Source organism: Fructilactobacillus sp. X8R4C1 (assembly GCF_059900905.1).
The window spans coordinates 1-23,606 of sequence record NZ_JBWXVJ010000001.1; the positions used below are offsets into that span (position 1 = coordinate 1).

Here is a 23,606-nt window from a genome sequence, read left to right on the forward strand (position 1 = left end):
TTAATTTTAAGTTCTACAACTTAAAATTACCTTACACTTGTAATCAAAATCTTGTTCAGTTTTCAAAGATCTACTCTTGATTGTTGCCGTTTGATTCTTCCTCAACGCAACATATATAATTGTACTACGTTGTGTTTTCAATGTCAACAGATAAACTCAATTATTTTAAATTTATTTGTTCAAGCATCGTATCCGGAGAACCCAGACAACAAAGACTATTATACAACGCTCATAATGAAGATGCAAGAGAAATGATTAAAATAATTAATTCAGTTCATAATCAGTGACTAATCGATTATTATCAAATCACTTTGTCTCCCTCACTGAGCATTTACTACTATACATGCGCTCAAATCATTTGTCAACACTTTTGGTCAAAAAAGGTCAAACTTTTTTAATTTTCATTTTTTATCAAGAAAATTGGCCTACTTTTTCTTTGAATATAAGTCAATTCCATCTTGCGGGTGTTGTCTTAGATAACGCGTCGTAAAAGCATCCACTGCACTCTTATCCTCTAAATCAACGTCAGCATCTTCCATCGCACTAACCAATTTCTTATAAAAGGCATCAAAATTAGAATCGTACATTGAACGTAATGCTTTACTATTATTTTCTACCCATTTATTCAAACTAGGACCATTACTAATAATTCCCTGATCGTTTAAATAAGAAAATAAATGGATTAAGGCAAAGGGAATTAGTTGAAACAGCGAGTCCGTTTTCTCATCACTATCTAGCATCAAAGTAAAACGATTAAACATTACGTTAGTAACTAAATCAACGTTCCAGTCTTTGGGCTGAACGCCTAAACCAACAATCGCAATTTCAGCAAAACTATCAATGATGGTATCAATCTCGTCAATCTCATCCTGCGTCTTCTCTAAGACATCAGGTTCATCATCAATATCATTTAACCAACGATCGATCATTTCCCCTACTTGTTGTACTTCTTCATCCTTATCCATGACTTCATCTCCTAAAGTATTTTTATTATTCACTTTATTATAGTAGAAACTCGAAATTAACATTAACTTTTGCACTTTAAAAAAAGTTAAGTAAAAACATGTATAATTATCAACGAATCATGTCAAAGGAGCATCGAATCTATGAATGACAATATCGTAATTGTAAGCGCAAAGAGGACTCCGATTGGTAAAATCAACGGCACCCTCGCTAGCCTAACTTCGGTTGATCTTGGAACCATTGCCGCCAAGGCAACCATCAAAGACGCGGGCATTGATCCAAAACAAATCGACCAAGTCATCTTTGGAAACGTAATTCAAGCGGGCGGTGGACAAAACGTCGCCAGACAAATCGAGTTAAACGCTGGCATTTCTGACACAGCCACTGCCTCCACCATTAACCAAGTTTGTGGTTCCGGTATGAAAGCAGTCCGACTGGGGCAATCTGCCATCCAAATGGGCGATGCTGACATCGTCCTTGTCGGAGGAACCGAAAGCATGTCGAACGCTCCATACCTAAATATGAACGAAAGAAGGGGCCACAAGTTTGGCCCAATCACTTTAGAGGACAGCATTCAAAAAGACGGACTAAACGACGCCAGGAGTGGAAAACCGATGGGAATGACCGCCGAAAACGTTGCCGACCAGTTCAACATTTCAAGAAGGGATCAGGATGCTTTTTCCCTTCAGTCCCATCGAAAAGCCAGTGCCGCCCAACAAAATGGTTACTTTAATGAAGAAATGATCCCAATTGAAATCCAGAATCGCCATGGGAACACTATGGTTGATAAGGATGAGGGCGTTCGTTTTGATACCTCAATGGAACAATTAAAAAAGTTAAAACCATCCTTTAAAGAAAATGGCACGGTGACGGCCGGAAATGCTGCCAGCCTAAATGATGGGGCTTCCGCAATCCTATTAATGAAGCAAAGTAAGTCCAACGAGCTTGGTCTAACTCCGCTGGCGGTGCTGGATGACTACGCCGAAGCTGGATGTGACCCTAAAATCATGGGATATGCCCCCTACTACGCCGTTAATAAACTACTGGATAAGACGGGTCAACAAATCAGTGACTTTGATTTGTTTGAACTAAACGAAGCCTTTGCCTCTCAAAGTTTAGCGGTAGCACGGGACCTTCACATCCCAGACGCTAAGCTTAACATTACAGGTGGTGCCGTCTCAATGGGTCACCCCCTCGGCGATTCCGGTTCTAGAATCCTCATTACCTTAATTAACAACCTCAAACGGACTGGTCAGACTAAGGGACTGGCCACCCTCTGTATCGGTGGTGGAATGGGAATGGCGATGACAGTTCATACACTATAATGAAGATACAAAAAAAGATCTCGGTAGTTAGATTCATTTCTAACTACCGGGGTCTTTATTTATCCTTGCTTCAATTGTTTTCTGGTCTTTTTCGCTGCAAGAATCAATCCAATCGCAATTCCAATCAGGGCGAACAAAACCCATCCCATTCCGTACTGCGCCAGTGGCAAAAGATCATTGACCTTAAATAACCATGATAGTCCTGGCACGTGTTTCAACTCTGAAATGGTGGTAATTCCACTTAGAAAAGCTGGAATGGCGATGAACCAGATCGTCATTTGGTAAACAATCTTAGAGTTTTTAAGTAATGGTTTAATTAACGAGATCAAAATTAGACAGATGGAAAACGGGTAAACAATCATCAAGACTGGCATGATAAATTTAATCATTTCAGTCAGGCCCAGCGTTGCCAAAAGTGCTGACATCACCACCGCGAAGATCAGAACGGGAAGATACTTAAACTTGGGAAAAACATCTGACATCGTATCCGCAAAGGCACTACTCATCGCAATCGCCGTCTTAAGGCAGGCCACGATCACAATTAGCGCCAACAAAATGTTCCCATACCCACCAAAGTAGTGCGTCGCAATCTGAACAAGGGCAATGCCACCATTCGCCGACGGCTGAAAATCGCCCAGACTGCTAGCGCCCATGTAACTTAATAGAACGTAGACAACTGCCATCATCAATCCACCAATCAAGCCGGCCTTTCCGATGCTAACGGCTAACTGCTTGGGGCTTTTGGCTCCTAGTCCACGCACGGTTTCCACAATCACGATTCCAAAAGCAATCGATCCGGCCCCGTCAAGCGTGTTGTATCCCTCAACGAAACCCGAAAGGAGCGGGGAATGCCCGTATTCACCCATCGGATGATAGAAATGTGGCGACCCCATTGGTTTAACAATCGACATGACGATGATGACCGCCAGTAAAATCAAAAACAACGGAGTCAAAAATTTTCCGATGTATTCCAGTAAGCGCCCTTGATTATACGAGAGTAAAAAAATGGCAATGAAGAAAATTAAAATAAATCCGATTAAGCCTAACTGCTGACGACCAGAACTAAGAAATGGTGCAATTCCAATCTGAAATGAAGTGGCTGCCAAACGAGGAATGGCCAAAAGTGGTCCCATTATAAAAGAAATTAAAATCGTAAAGACGTACGCAAACGACTTGCCAACGTTTGAAGAAATTTCAAAGGCTCCGGAACTGTCAGTAACCCCTAACGCAATGATGCCTAGGATGGGGAGACCCACTCCAGTTAAAACAAATCCGAGGGTTGCCCACCAAACGTTGCCACCAGCCATCTGTCCCATATTAACGGGAAAAATCAAATTGCCAGCGCCAAAGAAAATCCCAAACAACATAATTCCAACGTAAATAATCTGCCTTACACTTAATTTCTTTTCCAAGTTTTCTCCAACTTTCCTAAATTACTGTTCAATGCATTTTACCAGAAAAAAAGCCGGCGCCCTAATTAATTTGGTGGTTGAAAAACCACATGAGCTTCACTATAATTATTTATCGTCTGATAATAAAAGTAAGGAAGTGTTATTATGTCTACTATTTACGTAAGAAAAGCTACCGAAGCTGACTTAAACGATATCTACACTATCATCAAAAACGCCAAAAAGTTTCTGGGAGAGCAAGGCATCGACCAATGGCAAAGTGATTACCCGAGTGAAGAGGATTTAGCCAGAGACGTTAAATTTGGCATCTCATACGTCCTAGATGTTGACGGAAAAGTTGCTGGAACCGCCACCCTGCATTTAGGAATCGACCCCGATTACTTACACCTTGAAGGTGGCGAGTGGGAAAATGGTGACCAAGGTCACTACTCTGCCATTCACCGTATCGCCGTCTCAAACGACTATCGTGGTCAGGGACTAGCATCCAAATTCATCAGTGGCCTATTCACCATCTCAGCCTTTCGTGGTTTTAAAGACGTCAGAATCGACACTCATCCCGACAACAAAGGAATGCAGCACGTCATTCTCTCAAATGGTTTCACTAAACGTGGTATCATTTACGCAAACGGTAAAAAGAGTCATGGAACAAAACGTTTCGCTTACCAAATCGAATTAAAATAATAACTAGGAAGTGGCCAAATTGGGCGACACAGCGGTATTAATCAAATTAATCATAATGGCAACGTTCGGATTGATCGTAATTTTGGGCTGCATGGGATGGACCTATCATAAGACCCACAAATTGACGTCAAAACGTTTTTTGGCATTATCAGTGTTGGCAATTTGTTTCATTATCATCCTAGTTATTCTGGCATAAAAAGAGGCTCAACCTATGATATTCATGGGTTGAGCCTCTTTTTTGAAATTTTAAAACATCTTACTTACATAAATTACTAATTCATTAAACGTCTTTAAGTGTTCCATAGTTATAGATGATGTGTTCCGTAAAAATATGCTTAATAAGTGAACCATACAAATCTTGTACATAACTTCCATAGGATCCTGTACTAGCAAACGCCTCAGTTTTAATAGCTTGATCATAATCATCTAAAGTAACGTCACTACTTTCATCGTTCAACTTATTAACGGCGACGATAATTTTAACCTTGTTACCAGAGCGTGGTTCAAATGTAACAATATCTTGGTAGCCTTCGGAGTCAATCGCACTAATAATTGTATTTTTATCCAATTTAACCTTGTTGTATAGGTCACTATCGCCACTTTTTCCAGCTTCTTCTATATTAGATGAAACTTTCGACCAACCATTCTTTTTTAACAATTGCGATGCTAATTTATAGTCCATATGTTCCACTCGATACCTTGCATGTTTTAATTCTTGTTCATGCTGGTAATTACTATAGCCTATAATCATTGCCAAAAATATAAATACCAAAACAACAACTAGAGTAACTTTTACAGGAGTAGAAGCATTTTTAAACCTTTTTACCATTTAATCATAGTCCTCCATTATTTAATGATTTAACCCTAAATCACATAATTATATAATACTGCTACTCCTCATATCTAACTACATTATTTTTATAATTGTACGAGATTTCACGTTAAACCTATTAATTATGTCATCTAAAGAATATAATTATTTATGTGTCAAAATTTAATAAAAAGTTAAAGGGTGTAAATTGGTTTGAAAAACAAGAAGAATATAATTATAGTCGTTTTAGTCGTTCTCCTAGCATTTGCTTTAGGAATAATATTTGCATTTAAAATAAATGGAAATAATAACAATAGTAATAAGAAAAATACTACCAGTATATCTAAGAAACGTAAGCCAAATAACCACAAAGATAAAAAAGCAACTAGCAACAAAAATAAGCAAACAACCGATCAATCTTCAACTAAAAATAACAGTTCAGATGCTGAGGAAACCGGAACAACTTTGCCTCAGTCATTACAGGGAGATTATAAAGGTCCCGACGGAGAAGATGGGATAACAGATACATTAACAATTGCTAGTGAAACTGTGGGACTCGGAACTAAAGATAGTAGTATTCTAGTTAAATCATATAAAAGGAATGGTAATACTTATACCATTAAAGGTGGTAGTAATTCTTACGATGGTGATACCACGGCATCATCAACTATGAGTAAGCCTGAAACAATTCAACTTACTAAAAATCAAAATGGTAGTATAACTATAACAGGAAGCACAAATGCCCATTTAAATAGTACATTTAGTGCCTCTAATTCTAGCGATAATAATTCTGACAACGATTCCTCAGATACCGATACCAATTCAAACGACGATAATTCAGATTCCAATACTGATTCTAATGATGACAATGACAATAACTCAGATACTGATACCAACTCTGACGATGACACAACTACAGAACCCAATACCAATAATGACCAAGATAATGATTAATCAATAAAAATATTCGGTTTTAATTATCATCCTAATTATTCTGGCATAAAAAGAGGCTCAACCCATGATATTCATAGGCTGGGCCTTTTGTTTTGGAATTTTTGAAATGACGAAAAACGTGTAAAATGAAATAGAGGTGAATTATAGGTGGGAAATAAATTAGACTATGATAAAAATCAAAAGGAAATTATAAGTAAAGCTTCAAAAATATCTAGGCACTTATTACTTTCATTAATTATAGCAATTCTAATCTTTATAATTGGAATTTTGATTTTATCTTCTACGAATAACAAACTAATTAATTATATTGTCTCATTTATTTTTGGTGTTTCTTTTACAATTATTGTCTCTAAAACTGGCTTAATTTTAATGCTTCACAAAAAGACAAAGAAAAAGGGAGCCAAACAATTACAAAGAAAGTCAGACATGATTAAGCTATTCACTATTATTTTAATGCTTTTAGCATTTTTTCTATTAATAACATCAATTATTATAGTAGTGTTTAGTAACAATCAGTTTGTAATTGATTATTTTACAAGTTTAGCAGGAGTATTCACTTCATTTACCCTACTATATTATTATTTATGCAAAAGCGTATTGAAGTAAGAAAGCATTGTAATTAAAAAGTTTAAGCAAAAAATACATCTTAATAGTTATTCCTATTCACTGACTTAACCGTAATAAAAGAGTATGCATCAAAATGCTGACCTTTTTGCATATTAAATAGTTTACTAGGAGTACATAAATGATATTTCATGACTTATATACAACATTTAAATGGATAACTTACATTTTAGCTTTATTGGGCTTTCTTTATATTCTTGTTGCATCTATTCGTTCTAAAATTTATTTAATAAAAAACCCATAATTCTAAATACAAATTGCATAACATTAAATATATGATTATGATATTTTTCTATTGTTGCATAACCAGTTACTTTAGCCACGCCTTCTTTGATAAACATTACATAACCAATAATGCAGAGAAGCGACGTCAATTTTTACTCCACAATAATCTAGTCTTTTTCATTTTAACTGTGTTAGCTGCTTACTTCATTATCCTCATCTTTTTAACTACTAGAAAAAAGTTAAATGATGATGCAAGTTTAACTGTTAAATCTATAGCATATCGAACATTAAAATCAAAGTTTTTTAAACACATTAACATTGCGTATTGGTTGGTAATTTGTTCTTGCGTCGCTGCAAGTGTAAACATCGTGTTAGTCACTATCTATCATTTACTTTAAGAAAAATAACATTTGAGGTGAAATAAAATGCCAGAAAAGGCCAATTACATTAAAGATCGAAAAGAATTTTTACATAAGTATCATATCGCTTCTCGCTTATTGATTCCTTCTATTATAATATCAGCAATTTTTTTAGCCATAGGATTTACCCTTATCAAGCTAGATGTAAATAGGGTTATTATTTTAATAATGGGATTACTGACTGGAATTGTACTGGCATTATTTATATCCTCATTAGGAGCATGGTTAAATTTAAAAATTAAAAAACCTAAGAGTGTAAATTTAATGAGAAAGAAATACTGCCTTAATTTATGGATCTTAATAATTTTATTTGTCTTTGGTATATTACTTTTTATTATTTTAATTGTACTGATGCCAATTTTACATAATTTAAGTTATATATATCTTGTTTCTAACATAACCACATTTTCAATCTTTGGAAGTATATTTATTTATTCGATGGAAAAAGACATCTTAAAGTATCGAAAAAAGAAGTATTTAAAAGAATTTACTGAAGGAATTAAAAATGATGAAATATAAGGGCATTGATAACGTACTTTTACTGGAGGGATTCTCTTGCAATCATATTTTCAATTAGGTTATTATTTGCTGGCTAAATTATTCTTTTTTTGTATGCTTATAGTAATTATCTATGAAATTGTTGCCTATGAGCGTTCCAAACATTATTTTAAAAAAAGGGGAGAAATATTTAACAATATTTCTCCCCTAATATACATTTTGATTCTTTTTCTATATTTCGCTTCTAATAATATCATTGGGCATACTTTAACTGACAATTATATGTGGAACAAAACATTAACAGATCGCTGGAATTATTTAATCGGGAACCCTAGTGGACTAATTATGCTAATGTCATACGTAATTATTCTGACTAGTATTGTTTTGTGCATGACAATTAAACGCTGGAACATTTACAATAATGGGAACCAACAGCCAAAATTAATTAAACAACTGAAACAATCATTTTTTAGACATATTAATTATATCTATATATTAATTATATTTACTTGCATAATTTCATTTATTAATGTTGCATTAGGAATAATCTACCATTTTATATTTTACTAATAAGGTAATATCATAATTGTGAGGAGGAAGATAAATGTATGAAAAACCGGACTACATCAAAGACTACCAAGAATACTTACATAAATACCACATTATGTCACGCTTATTGTTGCCATCCATTATATTGGTAATTATTACCTTCACTTTGGGATTCATTCTCCTTAATATGCATGCAAACAAATTCATCCTTTGGATCATGGGGACAATCGATGGAATTACATTCTCGCTATTTATTACCGCACTAGGAACTACAATAAGATTAATGATAGAAAAATATAAGATTAAGCATATGCGACCTTCAAGGTTAAAACATTATTATTGTTTATGGGTCATTATTTTATTTCTGTGTTTTGGAATTTTTGTTTTCATTGGATCAATTGAAATACTATTACTTTCAAACAATTTATGGGAGGCATATGAATCTCCAATGCTGCCAACGTTTTTAATTTGCTCTGGATTTTTATTATATTATCTTTCTAAAAGCACCTTAAAATATCGGAAAAAGAAATATTCAAAAGAACTTACTGAGGGAATTAAAAAGTTTAAAAAAAGTAAGCTACCTTAATAGATGATTTCTTTATTAACATAATCATAATAAGAAGGATCAGAATTAAGGAAAACTATTCAGCTTGATAGAAAAACATTAACGAACATTCTTATTGGAGGAATTCTTTTGCAATTTACTTTATCAACTACCTACTACATATCTTCCCATATCATTTACCTATGTTTTATTATAGTTATCATATATCTCTACATCGCATATGAACGCTCTAGAAGATATTTAGAAGGAAAAAACAAAAATTACAAAAACAATTCTTCAATTTTATATATATAGTAACTCTACTATTATATTTCTTTTTTCATAATATTATAGAAAATACTCTCTACAGAAAAAGTTTGTGGAAAATAACTTTAGACGATCGTTGGGACCTTTTATTAGGAAATACAAATTATTTTCTTGTATTAATGATATGCTCAACATTGTTTACCTCATTTATCCTATATTTAACCATTCATAAATTAAAACACTTTAATCATATGAGTAACACAAATAACGAATTTAAAAATCTAAAACAACACTTTTTCAAGCATGTTAACTTTATCTACTATTTAGTGATAGTTGCTTGTGCTTTGTCATTTATAAATATCATTTGTGGAATAGTTTATCATTTTATATTTTATTAATTAGGTAACCATAGTTATAAGGAGAAGAATAAAATGTCAGAAAAAGCCAATTACATTAAAGATCAAAAAGAATTTTTACATAAATATTATAAATTAACCAAATTATTTCCTCTTTTATGTGCTATCACAATTCTTTTTTTATTGCCAGCTTTATTACGATACAAAGTAATATCAATAAAATCATTATTTCTGTCATTGGAATTGTTGCGGGAGGATTTCTAATCTTTTAATTCTGTTCTTTAGGTGCAATCTTAGGAATTATCATTGTAAAAAATCGAAAAAGAAAAGATAGTAACTACCAAAATATTCGCTTAAAATGTACTATACTATATTTTCTCATCATACTAATATTCACTTTTAGCTTTTTGACAATAATACGTACAATTACTGGAATAGCTTTTTCAAACGATATAACACAAATTTATGAATTCTCTTTGATATCAGGTGGATTATTTAGTTTTGGCTCAACATTAACTTGGTTGCTTAAAGATATTTTAAAATACCGTAAAAAATCGTAAAAATAAGAAGAAAACAGTGAAGAGATGTAATTCCCTTCACTGTTTTATAGCAATATTCTTATAACATTTTTACATAGTCAGCAGCAATCCGCCTAAAATAACAACTACACTAAAACTAATATCAGCCATTACATACATTACCTGTGCGGGAGAAAGAGTTATGTTATCGATATCTTCTCCAACTTTAGATGAAATTTCATCATATGCATCTTCAAACTTTTTAAAATCTGGATAATCATGTGGATTAGACTCTATATCAATAGTCAATGTGAGATTAGTTTCAAATGTTCTACTATTAATTTTAACTTTGAAAATATTAATTTGAAAATCCACATACCAAGTCATATTTGAATGTTTAATTGAGATAGATAGCTGACCACTATCTATTTTTTGTATAAAGGTCCAGTTGTCAAATTGAGCTAAAATGTATTCTATTGTAGATTCATTAATATTATAAGTTTCACCTAACCACTTACCCATATCAATGCGCGGTAATTTCCCATTACTAATGGTAAACATCCCAGATCCATGGACTGGCTTAATATCAGCTTCACCTACTAAAGTAATTTTTAATGATTTATTATCATTGTATAGCACATAAGGAACATCAATTTCTACCTGTGTATTATCAACAATATTCTTTAAAGCTTCTTTAGCAGACATTTCTCCAATTTCCGTTGGCTTAATCTTATTAGTTCCATCATCTCTACCAGACGACGCATCTTGGTCAATCGCAATGTCACCTAAACTGTATTCAACAAATTGGTCAATTGCCCAATCTTTAGGCATCTGATAACCCAAATTTCCACTATATCCAGTTGACATATCAGATACAAAGGCCGTTTTTGCAAGTCCTTTACCAAGGACTTGAGCACAAACATTTCTGGTTCCGTAAATTCCTGCTTGATAACTTGAGCCGCCTAATGCTTTTTTGACTCCCTCCATATATGGAATAACCGTACTATCAATGTCACCAGCCTGAATATCAGTATCAACAGCAAAGTAAATAATAGTATCTTTTGGGAATCCAAGCCGTTGTGCTGTTGCATTTGCAATTCCTGCATCAGCACAACCCTGGCCGTAATTAAAGTATTCCTGACTGCCATCATTATCTTGATAGATTGGAAACACCTTTAGGCCACCATCAGTAATTCTTTTCAGTTCATCATCAGTCAGATTTTTGTTACGACGTTTTGAGCCAGTGCCAACTGATCCAGTTAAATAACGACCAACAATTTCAAAGCCATAATTTTTGATGTTTTTAACGTCTTTATCACTTAATTGAAATGAAGTATCACAAGCATTTGAATCTCGATTAGTATTCCCATTACTGGTAAGCAATCCTTTGATAACGGTTAAATCAGCTTTTTCCGTAAATGGTGGTAAATTCATAAACTTCCTAAAATTAACCACATCTTCAGCAACCGAATTATTAAATACTCCATCAACAGATCCACTCAGAAAATCATTAACCATTAATCCATATTGAAGTAGCTTAACGCCTGCACCTTTATCCCCTTCAGTTAAAGTTGGCGTTTTATTAATGGTTCCAGGTCCATAAACTCCGTTTGCTTGTCCAGGTGTCATTCCTTCAACAGCTTGCAGGGCATAAATCAAAGCTGTGTTTGTATTTCGTTGATACAAACCATCAGTTGAAACCAAGCCAAGATCATCACCAAAATAATCTAAATAGTTATGGTTTAAATATTGTTGCATTTGACGATATTTCCTTTTACCACCATCAAGTAATTCAAAGGCAGCCATATCAAATAGACCAGCCATTAATGGAACAGTAACTCCACCTTTATCTAATCCAGCATCATTACGTAATTTATTTACCGCATTCTGTGTATTTTTGGTATATTTTTCATCAAACGCATTCGGGCTAATTCCCTTACACCAAAAAGCACCTTGAATTAACTTCGCAATCTTGCCCTTGTAACCGACCTTCAACTGATCGACCATTCCACTTAGTGCTTTTTTGGTTTTGTCACCAAAACCACTGCCAAGTGGACTAATCCCTAGTTCATGCTGAAGTCCCATTCTTAAAGCATAAATTGTTGGCCAACCCGTCTTTCCATTCTCCTTGACCTTATCAAATCCCGAAACATTACCGTATTCTTCGTTCAACCACTTTTGAACGCTTAAAACTTGTTCATCCATAATTATTTCCTCCTAAATTTATCTTTATAAAATTTAAGAGCTAGCGCTAACTCGCACGTAAACACATCAAAATCAATTCGCAATCATGTAGAATAATCATTGAATCTTATAGACAAAAGTTCTACAATAATGGTAAAGAAAATCAGCTGAAATAATCTAAACCGACCTCTCTTCAAGGTTGTTGCTTGATTTCTCATCTGTTTACAGGAACAATCATATATCTACTATTTCTACATGTCAACAATTTTATAGATTATTTTTCTATGTAAGTAACTCAAAGGAGTCAAAAATGTCGATCTACCAACGTGTTAAAGAACTTGCTAAAAATAAAAATATTTCCATTCGCGAACTAGAACATCAACTTGGGTTCTCCAACGGAACCATGCAAAAGTGGGACCAAACCGCTAATTCGCAAAAACTAAAAAGGGTTGCCAACTACTTCAACGTCTCCGTTGACTATCTCTTAGGAAACTCAACCGGCAATTCGGCTGACTTAGATGACCTCTCAACGATCATGATGTTTGGGGGCAAACCCATCCCAGAAGAAGACCGTGAAACAGTCGTGGAAATCTTAAGGAAACTTCGAAATGCACGAAATCATCAATAGTCTTTTTAACTATGCGTTAGATAATGACATTGCCGTTGTATACACGGACAAACTCCATCAAAATACCCAATCCTTTGCGGACGTTCGTTCCCATTCAATTGTGATTAATGCCAACTGGCAGCCACGAAAACAACTTCCGTTTATCATTGCGCACGAGATTAGCCACGTCCTGCAGTGCGATCAGGATGACGCCATTCTTAGCTTTACCACTCTAATGAATCCCAAGTACGAACAGAAGGCCAACGTGAACGCCGTTAGGCTCCTAATTCCCTTCTACGCTGACAACAAGGAAATTGACCAGCTTAACCTAGAGGAATTCATGGATTTATTTGCCATCCCGGATTCATTACGTGACGTGTGTTTTACTGAAATTAAAGACTATGTTGATTGAAACATCAAAAAAGCTCAACTTCATTTCGAAGTTGAGCTTTTCATTTACGATCATCTATTCAAATAATTTTTTAGCGGCCTTGGCCAGAATCTTCGGATTCTTATCAAATCGTGGGTTGTCCACGAGTTTTGACATTGGAACACCAGCAAAGTGGTAAGCGGCCATTTCACCAGAACGAACTGCACTTTGTTCGGTGAAGACCATTTGGTAAGGTTGTTCAACAAACTCACCGGTGAAGGCTAGGTTCGTTGAATGGTCAGGGATGACCTTGGGACGGTCAATCTTAGCTCGGTTGTTAAACAATGCCGAAGCATACGGCATGTATACCGGAACCGAGTTGACAATTGAATCCATGATTTCTTTTTCTTTATCACGGATGTTTACGGGACCCGGATCGACCTTTGAAAGTTGTCCGATCAACTCTTGAACCATTTCTTTTCCAGTCATCTTGATGTACTGCTTGTCGACGAATTCACCGCGACGGTATGGATACAAGAAGTAACCCCAAAGAACGGTTTCGTTTGGCTTTTGGTCGGTGAAATGAGGTTGATGATGAACCACAATCGACATTCTCACGTCTTTTTGACCTAACGGAGTAATTGGACTCGTTGATAGGAAGGAGTTCAAAGCATTCCCAGGTAGTTGCGTAGTAATACGGGTGATTTCGTTTAAGAAAGTATGATCCTTAGTGGTTACGGTAAAACTACTCCAGCCACTGGCGTTCCGATCGGCGAAGAATTTGTCTGGATTCCCCAAGTTGTAGAAGTGATTGGTGGCTTTCTTCCACAGACTTGAAGCAGCTCCATAATCGGTGTTTTCACCGGACGGGGTGTTGAAGTCTCCAAGCGTAGCCGAATCGGTAATGGAACCATTGGTGAAGAAGACCGCGGTCTCGTCATCAACGTCAACGTGTTCATCTTTACCAGTGTCAACGTTCTCCATTTCTAGGCCCTTAACGGTAATTTCTTCGTTCATTGGAGTTTCTTTGAAGTCCCAATCATTAACCCGACGGTTCAAAACGAACGTTACGCCTTGCTTCTTCAAGTAATTAATTAATGGTAGCATCAAACTTTCGTACTGATTGTATCGAGTTCGGTTAACCCCCACGAGCGTGTTAATTTGGGTAAATTCGTAAATCATTTGGTGCATGTAACGCCTGAGTTCTTGAGCTGAACTTTGGGTACGAAAGGCAAAGGTCGTCTCCCACATGTACCAGAAGTTGGTTTGAAACATGTGGGGATCGTCCTTGAAGTAGTCAGCGATGGAGACGTTATCAAGTTCAGTCTCCTTGTCGTCTGGCATCATGATTAACTTCGTCAATAAGAACCGATCCTTGTTGTTAAAGCCCATTTTAGCGGAATTAATAATGCCCTTTTCGCCTTCCATCAAACGCGCTTTATCGTAGGTCCGGTGTTTAGAATCAAAGTCGCGCGTGTCCTCTGCGGCAGTCATCCCTTCTTCAGTGACTGACGGAACCCGACTTAAGAGATCCATCAAATCAACGTAGGTTCGGTAATTCAACATTCTTCCCCCACGAGCGACAAAGCCAGTCTGGTCAGACGTTTCGTGATTACGATTCCAGTATTCATTACCGGTCACGTCAGTTTTGGCACCATCATTTGCGCCATGGTCGTCCAAGGAATAGAAAGTGATGTTCTTTCCATCCCAGTGACCTTCTTGAATCAAGTAAACGGCGGCGGCCATGTTGGAAATGCCGGCGCCAATCATAATTGCTTTTTTCTTAGTCATATTAAACCTCCTAGATTTAAATACGTAGTAAGCACTGGTCTCTATGTTAGCAGTTTCACATATGCTTATATTTATATTATAACGTACCCAAAAGTTGGAGTGTAACTTATCAATTTGATTTAATAATTTATTTAATTAATGTTCTAATGTCAACCATTAAGCAACTCACATATCAGCCTGCGAATAGATAATTAAGGTCGTAATCTGGTACAATATAGTAGAAGAAAGGTGGTAATTACTATGCCAGAAACAGTATTTTTCAATCCCGGCGACTCACTTGGAAACTTTCACGACTATAATGATGCAGTTCGTTCTGCTCAACTTTACCGTGACAAACAAGTGGAGGCCAAAAACGTCGTAGTAGTTCATGGAAAAGACAAAAAATCATTCGATATTTTCCTTTCGGATAACGCTCAATCAGATGCTAAAAATAACGATCAAACTTCGCCCTATTACGTTAATAAACGAATCTAATTAATTGATTTAATTTAATTGGAAATTACGTAATTATTAGTGTACAATTGATTATATTAAATAACCAAACGTATGTTCGCAATTACGTAATATGTAAAAAGAAAGGAATTTTATGGCAAATTCTAAAAACAGTGTCGACGGGCGTCAAATCGAGCTCGATAAAGCACTTAGCAAGATCAAAAAAGAATTTGGGACCGGTGCTATCATGCGGATGGGCGAGTCCCCTAACCAAAACGTTGATTCCATTTCAACTGGTATTTTATCGTTAGATATTGCCCTTGGCATTGGGGGATTCCCTCGTGGTCGTGTGGTTGAGATCTTCGGTGCCGAATCATCAGGTAAAACCACGATCGCTCTTCAGACCGTTGCTGCTTTACAACAAGCTGGCGGAACGGCCGCATACATCGATGCCGAAAACGCGATGGATCCGGAATACGCTCACAGCCTGGGAGTTAACATTGACAACCTTTTGTTATCGCAACCAGGAACCGGTGAAGAAGGACTGCAAATTGCCGATGCACTGGTACAATCCGGTGCTATCGACTTAATCGTTGTCGACTCAGTAGCTGCCCTAGTTCCGAAGTCTGAAATTGAGGGTGACATTGGTGATTCTCACGTTGGTTTACAAGCTCGTCTAATGTCACAGGCACTTAGAAAACTAGCTTCCAGTATCAACAAGACCAATACCGTCGTTATCTTCATTAACCAACTAAGAGAAAAAGTTGGTGTGATGTTCGGTAACCCAGAAACAACTCCTGGTGGTCGGGCCCTTAAGTTCTACTCAAGTGTGCGACTCCGTGTTAGTTCTGGTAAGCAATCAAAGGAAGGTCAAGACGTCGTTGGTCGAGAAACCAAGATTAAAGTCGTAAAGAACAAGGTGGCTCCCCCATTCAAGACCGTTGACACTTTGATGAGTTTTGGAAAGGGTATCGAACCGATTGCTGACATGGTCAACCTAGCCGTTGACAAAGACATCGTCGACAAATCTGGATCATGGTACTCATACGGTGAGGAACGACTGGGACAAGGCCTAAATAAGACCGTGGCCAATCTGCGTGACAAACCTGAGATGGTCGAAGAAATCAAGAACAAGGTCAGAGAAGCCTATGGCATTGCCAATGATGAAGAATCAAAGGACGATGACAGTGACAAGGATGCAAAATCCAAGTCAACTGACAATAAGGCCACTACTAAGAAAACAACCAAAGCAAGTACCAAAAAAGATAGCGAAACTAAGTTAGACGTTTAATTAAATGGAAAAGCATCAAATCATTATGTAATGATTTGATGCTTTTTTAATACAAATAATAATCTTGATAAAGCTTTAAACAATATTTTAATTAAATCTACATAAGTCAAATATCGAATACTCAAATGAATTTTCAGTGTAATTACACAACTATAAAAAACAATTTTTATAACTTTTAAAAAATTGTTGACTTTCTATATCGTTTAATTTATATTAATTATGGTAATTAAGCCTCTCACAAGAAAGGAAGATTTAATATGAAGTACTTGCTTAATTTACAAGCACAACCAAACGTGGAGTTAAAGAAGAAGCGTCGTCATCACCATCACGGAGTACGAAGTAATATCAGTGTTCAATGTGATGTTCGAAGCAATGTAAGTGTCTTCTGTCAGTAATTTAACAATAGGTGTATTTATTATGAAAACTTTGCTAGACCTCCAAAAGACTGTGGGTAAAAATGCCAAGAAGCTTGTTGGCGGGAAAAAAGATTCTCATATTAGTGTTATGGGATGTGGCAACAACAGCAATATTAGTATTATGTGCAAATAATACTATAGGAGCATTTCATGAAACCTATTCTGCAATTACAACAACTTGATAATGTAGCATTAAGAAAAAAGCGCCGAAAAGGACGTAAGGGTTCTCATCTGAGCGTTGGATGCACAATTAACAGTGACGTTAGTATTCTTATATGCAAGAGATAAGAGAGCCCTAATAGGACTCTCTTTTTATTTTAAACTTAAAGGATGTAGTTATGGATTTAAGATATTTAGATTATTTAAAAAAAGGATCATTATTTTATCAACCCACCACAGCCGAAACAAACAGTTTAATTTATAAAGTTACTATTCACGACAAGGATAAATGGAATCATCATATCGATAAAAATTGGAATTATTTTATCAATAAAAATAGACAACTGCCAAACCAAGGGTGGAAAATTCATGTAACATCTCCCATTGATTACGCGCAAAAAACATTGGACCAAATCACACCGTATTTGATAGAAAATAACATTTCTTTTAAATTTGTTCCTACCAAAAAAGAATTAATTATGAAAAATTCAAAATATGGTGATCGATCTGCATGTGGAAAATTCATAACAATTTACCCCAAAGATGAAGATCAATTTATTCAACTATTAAGTCCCCTAACTGACCTAACCAATGACATCCCCAAGGGTGCATATATTTTAAACGATAAACAGTGGTACAGTTCCAACATCTTCTTTAGGTATGGGGGATTTATTGGAATGCCAATGGTACATGATGGAAAAACGATCATGGGAATCAAAAATCCAAATGGAGAGTTAGTGCCAGACTTAAGGGTTCCATACTATAACGTTCCCTCATTTATTTCTGAACCAAAAGAAATTAAAAAAATGGATAAAATACAAACGATTGAATATTCCAAAATTGATTTAACTAAATTCAAACGCTATGAGGTTATTTCCGCAATTCACTTTAGTAATGGTGGCGGCGTCTATCAAGTCACAAAAGATGGTAAAAATTATGTAATGAAGGAGGGACGAAAACAGTCTGGAATTGATGCACAAGGGAATGATGGTTTTTTCCGTGTAAAGAATGAATACAATACCCTAAAAAAATTAAATGGGATTAACAGAACAGTTAAGGTCTATGATTATTTTGAGATATGGGAAAATAATTACTTGATTGAAGAATTTGTTCCTGGAAATTCATTATCCGATTTCATTCCAGAAAACTTTCCTTTCTCATACGAAAAGAATCGAAATGAATATTTAAAACTTATAGATCAATTAATCAAACAATTAAAAGTGGCAATCACAGAAGTTCATCAGGCTGGTTTTGCTATTGGTGACTTAAATCCAAATAATATTATGGTTACTCCTAACAATAACATTAAACTAATCGATTTTGAGACTGCTACCCTCCTCTCAAATGAATATCATCCAGAACTACAAACTACGGGATACGTTAATTCTAAAATTAGTGACTTTAAAAGTGCTGATTGGTTTGCTTACATGAGGATCTCAAGATTTTTGTTACTACCGATTGAGTTCGTTTCTGATTTGTCTTTAAAAATTGAAGAAAATCAAAATAAATGGATAACAGATTATTTTGGAGAAAAAGCACTTGATATATTACAAAATACAGAAAAGGATTGTAAAAATTTCATTCCAAAATTAAAGAACATTTTCGACGTCCCAAAATTTGAAATCAATATAAAAGCAGTAGACAAACTCATCAATGGGTTAAAAACCGGAATAATTGAATATTCATCAAATCAAAATGATAGTTTTTCAGGTGGTGACATTAGACAATTTATTGACAAGCTTGGAAAAGTTAACATCGCTAATGGTGGTTTTGGAATACTAATGGCATTAAATCGGAGTAATACAAAGTTAACAAAAGAAATCAATTGGGCTAATAATAGCAGCAAAAATCTTATTAGCCACTTCAATGAAGACACCAGTCTTGGACTATTTAATGGTATTTCAGGAATCGCGTCTATTTTAGATGATTTAAACTTACAGGAACATTCAAACCAATTTCTTGAATTTATACTTGATCAAAAAAATAGAATTTTAAAAGAAACAGATTACACTCTTTACTCTGGATTAAGCGGAATTGGTTTAAGTTTACTAGCCTTCTTTAAAAAAAATAATAATAATAAATTTTTAGAAATGAGTAAATTAATCGCGATCCGCTTAAATACATTATTTATAAATGGTTCGGGAACTCAACCAGATGATGAAGATACCATTCCTTATGGATTAATGAATGGATGGTCAGGCGCGAGTTTATTTTTATTACTACTATTTGATGTAACAAAAAACAAAGAAACTCTGAAAAATGCCAAAGATATGTTGAATTTTGAACTAGATAAAAACATTGAAATTTCCGACTCACAATCTGCAGAGATTTTGGATAATTCAATTGGTTTTCCCAGAATACTTCCATATCTAGGAGAAGGAGGAGTTGGTGTCGGATTAGTATTGAGCCAATTTATTAGGCGCTTACATGAATTTCAAAACGAAAAATATTTAAACCTTCAAGAACAATTCACTAAAAATCTCCAAACTTACTGCACATACTCATCTGGACTAACCAGAGGGATCAGTGGAATTATCCTTATAGGAATTGATAATAAAAACAAATTATCCGACATCGATAAATTAGTCCAGTCATTAGAAAACTATCTGCTTGTAGATTCTAATAATAATATTATGTCACCCGGAACATATGGATATCGTTTTTCAAATGATTTGTTTACTGGAAATGCTGGTCTAATGACTGTCTTACAAGGCATTAAAGATAATAACGCTTGGAAATGGATGCCAGTGCCTAAATCTGTCTTAAATCAACTGTTTCTTTCCTAATCAAAATTAAATTAATGTCATCGTATAAAATCATTTATTATGATTAATTCTTAAATAAATTAAAAGTAGGAAAATAATGAAAAAGACAAAAATTAATTTCATTAAACTAGATGCCGGCTTCTTCGTTGGACTCGGTTTAAGTCTGATTGGAACAATAGTTTCTTTATTTATTCCCCTATTAATTGGTAAGGCTATCAACATTAAATCGTTACTCAGTCAAAAAAATAATACGTGGACAATTATTGGAATTTTGGCCTTGCTAATTTTTAGTGCCATTTTTACAGCAATTAGTGGATATTTGCTTAGTCGTTCAGGAGCCAAACAAATTGCAAATATTCGCACTCGTATTCAAGATCATCTTCTTTATTTACCAACTACCTATTTTGATAACCAATTAAGTGGAAAACTTTCTAGTAGAGTTATTAATGATGCCTCAATAATTCAAAACTTTACTACTGAAATAATCCCCTCTTCAATTAGTGGAATAATTACTGTGGTGGGAACATTTGCAATTTTATTTTCACTTGATTGGAAACTATCTTTACTTATCTTAATTGCATTTCCACTAGACGCGATGGTTACCATCCCAATTGGAATAATTGATGAGAAGGTTTCAATTAAATCTCAAGAGAAACTAGCTCAAATGAATGAAACCAGTTCTGAAAGTCTTAGAAACATTCGAGCGGTTAAATTAAATAACGCAGAACATAGTATCCAAAATAAATTCAAAAAAGACGTAAATGCTCTTTATCATTTATCACTAAAAATGAATGCAATTTTTGCTATAACAGGTCCAATTCAAACCATGTTTGGACTTTTATTGATTATTATAATCATTTGGTACGGTGGTGTTCGGGTATCAGCTGGAACTCTTTCCATTGGAACCCTAGTCGCTTTTCTAATGTATCTATTCCAAGTAATTGGACCAATTAATGTCATAGCTGATTTCTATGCAAGCTACAAGCAAGCAAAGGGAGCAACAAAACAAATTACTAGAATCTTACAGTTAAGTCCAGAAAATAACTATAAAAATCCTGTTATTAAAAACACTTCAAAAAATTCAGTTATTAAATTAAAAAATGTATCTTTTTCTTATGAAAATCACCTAGTACTAAGTAATGTTTCAATGGATTTTACTCCTGGTGATAAAATTGCAATCGTTGGTCCCTCAGGCGCTGGGAAAACCACTATTATCAATTTATTAACAAGACTTTATCCAATCCAATATGGAAAACTCTTGTTTGATGACAATGACGCTTCTAATTTTTCTATTTCGCAATGGCGTTCGCTTTTTGGAGTAGTAACTCAAGATAACACTATTTTTTCTGGAACATTTTATGATAACTTAGTTCTTGGTTTAGTAAATATCCCAAGCAAATCAGAAATATCAACAGCAATTAAAATTGCTGATTTAGAAAATTGTGTATCATCATTACCAGATGGAATAAAAACAATCATTGGTGAACAAGGACTTAAATTATCTGGAGGACAAAGACAACGATTACAAATTGCTAGAGCATATTTAAAACATCCTAAATTCCTAATTCTTGATGAAGCAACTTCTAGCCTGGACTCTGATTCTGAACAATTAGTAACATACGAAATTGATAAGATGATGACCGGCAAAACAATTATTGCCATTGCACACAGACTTTCAACCATTATAAATGCCGATAAAATATACTTTCTAGACCGTCACAAAATATTAGGCTTTGGAAACCACGAAGAATTAATGAATCGAGTTCCAGAATATCATCGCTTCGTAAATGAACAATTCATTGATAAAAACTAAAAAAGCATCAAATCATTATGTAATGATTTGATGCTTTTTTGTTTGTTATTAAATTAAGCTTTTCTCATCAATTTACTACCTACATAATAGATAATGGCAATCACAATCATAGAAATGAAAGTGGCTCCAACCGTCGCCTTAATAATTGGCAACATGTTTAGCGCAATGTACAATACCACCCCGATGGCGATACATAACATCGCAAACCAGTTAATTCCATTTTTGTACCAATATTTTCCTGCGGGAGTTTCTAAAGCTTTCAAATCGTATTTCCCATCTGACAACCCAAAGTAATCAACCACCAAGATGGCAATGATTGGACCAAGGAACATTCCAGTATAGTTTAGAAATGCGGTAAAGGCATCAAGGAAACTACCGTTAATCAAAGGAACCAGTGTCAAAATCATGGACAAGATGGTAACGATGAACAATGATTTATTCAAACTAATCTTAGGAATCAGATTATTTAGAGCGGAGCCACCAGACTGAATGTTGACGGCGTTGGCGGTCATACTGGTCAAAACAATGACAACCATCGCAATAACTCCCAGTCCCAATTTATTAGCAACCGTACTAGGATCGGAGTTATTAGGATTAAAGACCCCGGACGTCAAAGCAACACTCAGAGTCGTGCACAGACCAATAATGACAAAGCTGACCATCCCAAGAATGGCACCGACGTATGGAGCCTGGGTGGCAATGCGTTTACTGGAAGTGAACCGGGTAAAGTCAGCTCCACCAACTACCCAACCAAGGGCAGCCGCAGCAATCGTATCGAGGGCGACCCCAAATGGCATCCGGGCTTTCATTGGAACTTGATACTTGGCAATCTGTGAAAACGAAACGTCACGAAAAACCACGATGACTTCGATAATCACAAAAATAATTACCAAAATCACTCCAATTCGTTCGATAATTTGAACGGACTTGGGACCAGCGATGATACTAAGTAAGTGCAGAATGCTCATGATGATAATTCCAACAATAATCCCAAAGTAGCCGCCGGGTTGACCAAACAACGCCCAGCCAAACATACTGTGGAACAGATACGCAAGGGAAGTAGCGGCGATAAACGTGTTAACGGCCGTCCACCCCATAAAGAGCGTCAGATTAATGACTGATGGCACGACACTTCCCCGAATTCCAAAGGGAGCTCTGGACAAGATCGTGGTCGATGCCCCCGTTTGATATCCCATGTAGCCCACCATGCTCAAAAACGCGAAGGCAATTGCCGAAGCAATGATGGCCGAACTAATCCCACCAAAGAAACCAGCGGCGGCAATCACGCCACCAATGAACCAGGTTCCGTTGTTAGCGTTCGCTCCGAACCACGTGGCAAACATATCCCAATAATTCATGTCTCGTTCGGAAATTGGGATTGACTCAAATGCATATTTCTTATTTCGCTCCATTTTATCCTCCAATTATTAACGACTGGTTTGGTTTACTGTCTGATGGTCGTATTTGCAACTTATTTCAAGTATACCACTGAAAGAATCCTTCACAACGAATAATTTGAACGCATCCTCAATTACGAAAATTCTAAATTACATTAGGTAAATCATTAAGTTACCACAAATTTTATCATTCGTTTTTCTTTGAATCAATTAAGTTGTCTAGCCAATATTGTTCGCT

At 35.4% G+C, this 23,606-nt stretch carries 23 protein-coding genes; 17 read left to right on the forward strand and 6 right to left on the reverse strand.

Annotation, left to right across the window (positions count from 1 at the left end; translation table 11 throughout):
- Window positions 1–425: 425 nt before the first annotated feature.
- Window positions 426–965, reverse strand: a complete 540-nt coding sequence (locus AC6UDA_RS00005) for a hypothetical protein (RefSeq protein WP_500707572.1) — start codon at window positions 963–965, stop codon at window positions 426–428.
- Window positions 966–1,106: 141 nt separating this feature from the next.
- On the opposite strand from AC6UDA_RS00005, the gene AC6UDA_RS00010 reads away from it, so the two are divergent.
- The gene (locus tag AC6UDA_RS00010) at window positions 1,107–2,288 is read left to right on the forward strand and encodes a thiolase family protein (RefSeq protein WP_500710225.1); all 1,182 of its coding nucleotides are present in this window, start codon (window positions 1,107–1,109) and stop codon (window positions 2,286–2,288) included.
- Between the two features lie 59 nt (window positions 2,289–2,347).
- Here the strand turns inward: AC6UDA_RS00010 and brnQ are convergent, their stop codons facing one another.
- Window positions 2,348–3,700, reverse strand: coding sequence for a branched-chain amino acid transport system II carrier protein (gene brnQ, locus AC6UDA_RS00015; protein WP_500710229.1), 1,353 nt, complete (start codon window positions 3,698–3,700; stop codon window positions 2,348–2,350).
- Between the two features lie 144 nt (window positions 3,701–3,844).
- On the opposite strand from brnQ, the gene AC6UDA_RS00020 reads away from it, so the two are divergent.
- Both AC6UDA_RS00020 and AC6UDA_RS00025 read left to right on the forward strand, forming a co-directional pair.
- Window positions 3,845–4,378: a GNAT family N-acetyltransferase gene (locus AC6UDA_RS00020; protein WP_500694276.1), complete on the forward strand. Its 534-nt coding sequence runs from the start codon at window positions 3,845–3,847 to the stop codon at window positions 4,376–4,378.
- Window positions 4,379–4,397: 19 nt separating this feature from the next.
- Window positions 4,398–4,574: a hypothetical protein gene (locus AC6UDA_RS00025; protein ID WP_500710232.1), complete on the forward strand. Its 177-nt coding sequence runs from the start codon at window positions 4,398–4,400 to the stop codon at window positions 4,572–4,574.
- A gap of 84 nt (window positions 4,575–4,658) precedes the next feature.
- On the opposite strand, the gene AC6UDA_RS00030 is transcribed toward AC6UDA_RS00025, so the two are convergent.
- Window positions 4,659–5,207 (reverse strand): hypothetical protein, encoded by a 549-nt coding sequence (locus tag AC6UDA_RS00030; RefSeq protein ID WP_500710235.1) that lies wholly within the window; start codon window positions 5,205–5,207, stop codon window positions 4,659–4,661.
- 195 nt (window positions 5,208–5,402) lie between these two features.
- Here AC6UDA_RS00030 and AC6UDA_RS00035 point away from each other — a divergent pair, with 195 nt between their 5' ends.
- The 5 genes from AC6UDA_RS00035 (at window position 5,403) to AC6UDA_RS00055 (ending at window position 9,889) form a co-directional block, all read left to right on the forward strand.
- On the forward strand, window positions 5,403–6,143 hold the full coding sequence (locus AC6UDA_RS00035) for a hypothetical protein (protein ID WP_500710237.1): 741 nt from the start codon (window positions 5,403–5,405) through the stop codon (window positions 6,141–6,143).
- A 147-nt stretch (window positions 6,144–6,290) separates the two neighbouring features.
- Window positions 6,291–6,749, forward strand: coding sequence for a hypothetical protein (locus tag AC6UDA_RS00040; protein WP_500710241.1), 459 nt, complete (start codon window positions 6,291–6,293; stop codon window positions 6,747–6,749).
- Between the two features lie 668 nt (window positions 6,750–7,417).
- A complete protein-coding gene (locus AC6UDA_RS00045; RefSeq protein ID WP_500710245.1) occupies window positions 7,418–7,930 on the forward strand; it encodes a hypothetical protein in 513 nt (170 codons plus the stop codon).
- Window positions 7,931–8,513: 583 nt separating this feature from the next.
- Window positions 8,514–9,044, forward strand: coding sequence for a hypothetical protein (locus AC6UDA_RS00050; RefSeq protein ID WP_500710249.1), 531 nt, complete (start codon window positions 8,514–8,516; stop codon window positions 9,042–9,044).
- A gap of 656 nt (window positions 9,045–9,700) precedes the next feature.
- Window positions 9,701–9,889, forward strand: a complete 189-nt coding sequence (locus AC6UDA_RS00055; RefSeq protein ID WP_500710250.1) for a hypothetical protein — start codon at window positions 9,701–9,703, stop codon at window positions 9,887–9,889.
- A 365-nt stretch (window positions 9,890–10,254) separates the two neighbouring features.
- Here AC6UDA_RS00055 and AC6UDA_RS00060 read toward each other — a convergent pair whose 3' ends face one another.
- Window positions 10,255–12,348, reverse strand: a complete 2,094-nt coding sequence (locus AC6UDA_RS00060; RefSeq protein ID WP_500710252.1) for a glycoside hydrolase domain-containing protein — start codon at window positions 12,346–12,348, stop codon at window positions 10,255–10,257.
- Between the two features lie 289 nt (window positions 12,349–12,637).
- Between AC6UDA_RS00060 and AC6UDA_RS00065 the strand changes: the two genes are divergently transcribed.
- Both AC6UDA_RS00065 and AC6UDA_RS00070 read left to right on the forward strand, forming a co-directional pair.
- Complete coding sequence (locus AC6UDA_RS00065) at window positions 12,638–12,955, forward strand: helix-turn-helix domain-containing protein (protein WP_500706025.1); 318 nt, start codon at window positions 12,638–12,640, stop codon at window positions 12,953–12,955.
- Window positions 12,936–13,346 carry an ImmA/IrrE family metallo-endopeptidase gene (locus AC6UDA_RS00070; protein WP_500710255.1) on the forward strand — a complete coding sequence of 137 codons (411 nt, stop codon included), beginning with the start codon at window positions 12,936–12,938 and terminating at the stop codon, window positions 13,344–13,346. The genes AC6UDA_RS00065 and AC6UDA_RS00070 overlap by 20 nt, the downstream gene beginning before the upstream one ends.
- Before the next feature lie 54 nt (window positions 13,347–13,400).
- Here the strand turns inward: AC6UDA_RS00070 and AC6UDA_RS00075 are convergent, their stop codons facing one another.
- The gene (locus tag AC6UDA_RS00075; RefSeq protein WP_500710258.1) at window positions 13,401–15,095 is read right to left on the reverse strand and encodes an oleate hydratase; all 1,695 of its coding nucleotides are present in this window, start codon (window positions 15,093–15,095) and stop codon (window positions 13,401–13,403) included.
- A gap of 240 nt (window positions 15,096–15,335) precedes the next feature.
- Between AC6UDA_RS00075 and AC6UDA_RS00080 the strand changes: the two genes are divergently transcribed.
- The 7 genes from AC6UDA_RS00080 (at window position 15,336) to AC6UDA_RS00110 (ending at window position 21,971) form a co-directional block, all read left to right on the forward strand.
- On the forward strand, window positions 15,336–15,569 hold the full coding sequence (locus tag AC6UDA_RS00080) for a hypothetical protein (protein ID WP_500694270.1): 234 nt from the start codon (window positions 15,336–15,338) through the stop codon (window positions 15,567–15,569).
- 112 nt (window positions 15,570–15,681) lie between these two features.
- The gene (gene recA / locus AC6UDA_RS00085) at window positions 15,682–16,818 is read left to right on the forward strand and encodes a recombinase RecA (protein WP_500694269.1); all 1,137 of its coding nucleotides are present in this window, start codon (window positions 15,682–15,684) and stop codon (window positions 16,816–16,818) included.
- Window positions 16,819–17,075: 257 nt separating this feature from the next.
- Window positions 17,076–17,213 (forward strand): hypothetical protein, encoded by a 138-nt coding sequence (locus tag AC6UDA_RS00090; protein ID WP_500694268.1) that lies wholly within the window; start codon window positions 17,076–17,078, stop codon window positions 17,211–17,213.
- Window positions 17,214–17,235: 22 nt separating this feature from the next.
- Window positions 17,236–17,367 carry a class III lanthipeptide gene (locus AC6UDA_RS00095; RefSeq protein ID WP_500694267.1) on the forward strand — a complete coding sequence of 44 codons (132 nt, stop codon included), beginning with the start codon at window positions 17,236–17,238 and terminating at the stop codon, window positions 17,365–17,367.
- 17 nt (window positions 17,368–17,384) lie between these two features.
- On the forward strand, window positions 17,385–17,522 hold the full coding sequence (locus AC6UDA_RS00100; RefSeq protein WP_500694266.1) for a class III lanthipeptide: 138 nt from the start codon (window positions 17,385–17,387) through the stop codon (window positions 17,520–17,522).
- 50 nt (window positions 17,523–17,572) lie between these two features.
- On the forward strand, window positions 17,573–20,179 hold the full coding sequence (gene lanKC, locus AC6UDA_RS00105; protein WP_500710260.1) for a class III lanthionine synthetase LanKC: 2,607 nt from the start codon (window positions 17,573–17,575) through the stop codon (window positions 20,177–20,179).
- Window positions 20,180–20,255: 76 nt separating this feature from the next.
- Window positions 20,256–21,971 carry an ABC transporter ATP-binding protein gene (locus AC6UDA_RS00110; protein WP_500710262.1) on the forward strand — a complete coding sequence of 572 codons (1,716 nt, stop codon included), beginning with the start codon at window positions 20,256–20,258 and terminating at the stop codon, window positions 21,969–21,971.
- Window positions 21,972–22,024: 53 nt separating this feature from the next.
- Here the strand turns inward: AC6UDA_RS00110 and AC6UDA_RS00115 are convergent, their stop codons facing one another.
- Window positions 22,025–23,383 carry a cytosine permease gene (locus AC6UDA_RS00115; RefSeq protein ID WP_500710264.1) on the reverse strand — a complete coding sequence of 453 codons (1,359 nt, stop codon included), beginning with the start codon at window positions 23,381–23,383 and terminating at the stop codon, window positions 22,025–22,027.
- Window positions 23,384–23,606: the final 223 nt, after the last annotated feature.

Bases quoted from the DNA above. Each gene is read 5' to 3' on its own strand.
- AC6UDA_RS00055 (WP_500710250.1), top strand. From the start codon at position 9,701: ATGTCAGAAAAAGCCAATTACATTAAAGATCAAAAAGAATTTTTACAT.
- AC6UDA_RS00100 (WP_500694266.1), top strand. From the start codon at position 17,385: ATGAAACCTATTCTGCAATTACAACAACTTGATAATGTAGCATTAAGA.
- recA (WP_500694269.1), top strand. From the start codon at position 15,682: ATGGCAAATTCTAAAAACAGTGTCGACGGGCGTCAAATCGAGCTCGAT.
- AC6UDA_RS00075 (WP_500710258.1), bottom strand. From the start codon at position 15,095: ATGACTAAGAAAAAAGCAATTATGATTGGCGCCGGCATTTCCAACATG.
- AC6UDA_RS00030 (WP_500710235.1), bottom strand. From the start codon at position 5,207: ATGGTAAAAAGGTTTAAAAATGCTTCTACTCCTGTAAAAGTTACTCTA.
- AC6UDA_RS00095 (WP_500694267.1), top strand. From the start codon at position 17,236: ATGAAAACTTTGCTAGACCTCCAAAAGACTGTGGGTAAAAATGCCAAG.
- AC6UDA_RS00020 (WP_500694276.1), top strand. From the start codon at position 3,845: ATGTCTACTATTTACGTAAGAAAAGCTACCGAAGCTGACTTAAACGAT.
- AC6UDA_RS00115 (WP_500710264.1), bottom strand. From the start codon at position 23,383: ATGGAGCGAAATAAGAAATATGCATTTGAGTCAATCCCAATTTCCGAA.
- AC6UDA_RS00060 (WP_500710252.1), bottom strand. From the start codon at position 12,348: ATGGATGAACAAGTTTTAAGCGTTCAAAAGTGGTTGAACGAAGAATAC.
- AC6UDA_RS00090 (WP_500694268.1), top strand. From the start codon at position 17,076: ATGAAGTACTTGCTTAATTTACAAGCACAACCAAACGTGGAGTTAAAG.
- AC6UDA_RS00080 (WP_500694270.1), top strand. From the start codon at position 15,336: ATGCCAGAAACAGTATTTTTCAATCCCGGCGACTCACTTGGAAACTTT.
- AC6UDA_RS00005 (WP_500707572.1), bottom strand. From the start codon at position 965: ATGGATAAGGATGAAGAAGTACAACAAGTAGGGGAAATGATCGATCGT.
- AC6UDA_RS00010 (WP_500710225.1), top strand. From the start codon at position 1,107: ATGAATGACAATATCGTAATTGTAAGCGCAAAGAGGACTCCGATTGGT.
- AC6UDA_RS00065 (WP_500706025.1), top strand. From the start codon at position 12,638: ATGTCGATCTACCAACGTGTTAAAGAACTTGCTAAAAATAAAAATATT.
- AC6UDA_RS00070 (WP_500710255.1), top strand. From the start codon at position 12,936: ATGCACGAAATCATCAATAGTCTTTTTAACTATGCGTTAGATAATGAC.
- AC6UDA_RS00050 (WP_500710249.1), top strand. From the start codon at position 8,514: ATGTATGAAAAACCGGACTACATCAAAGACTACCAAGAATACTTACAT.
- AC6UDA_RS00110 (WP_500710262.1), top strand. From the start codon at position 20,256: ATGAAAAAGACAAAAATTAATTTCATTAAACTAGATGCCGGCTTCTTC.
- AC6UDA_RS00045 (WP_500710245.1), top strand. From the start codon at position 7,418: ATGCCAGAAAAGGCCAATTACATTAAAGATCGAAAAGAATTTTTACAT.
- lanKC (WP_500710260.1), top strand. From the start codon at position 17,573: ATGGATTTAAGATATTTAGATTATTTAAAAAAAGGATCATTATTTTAT.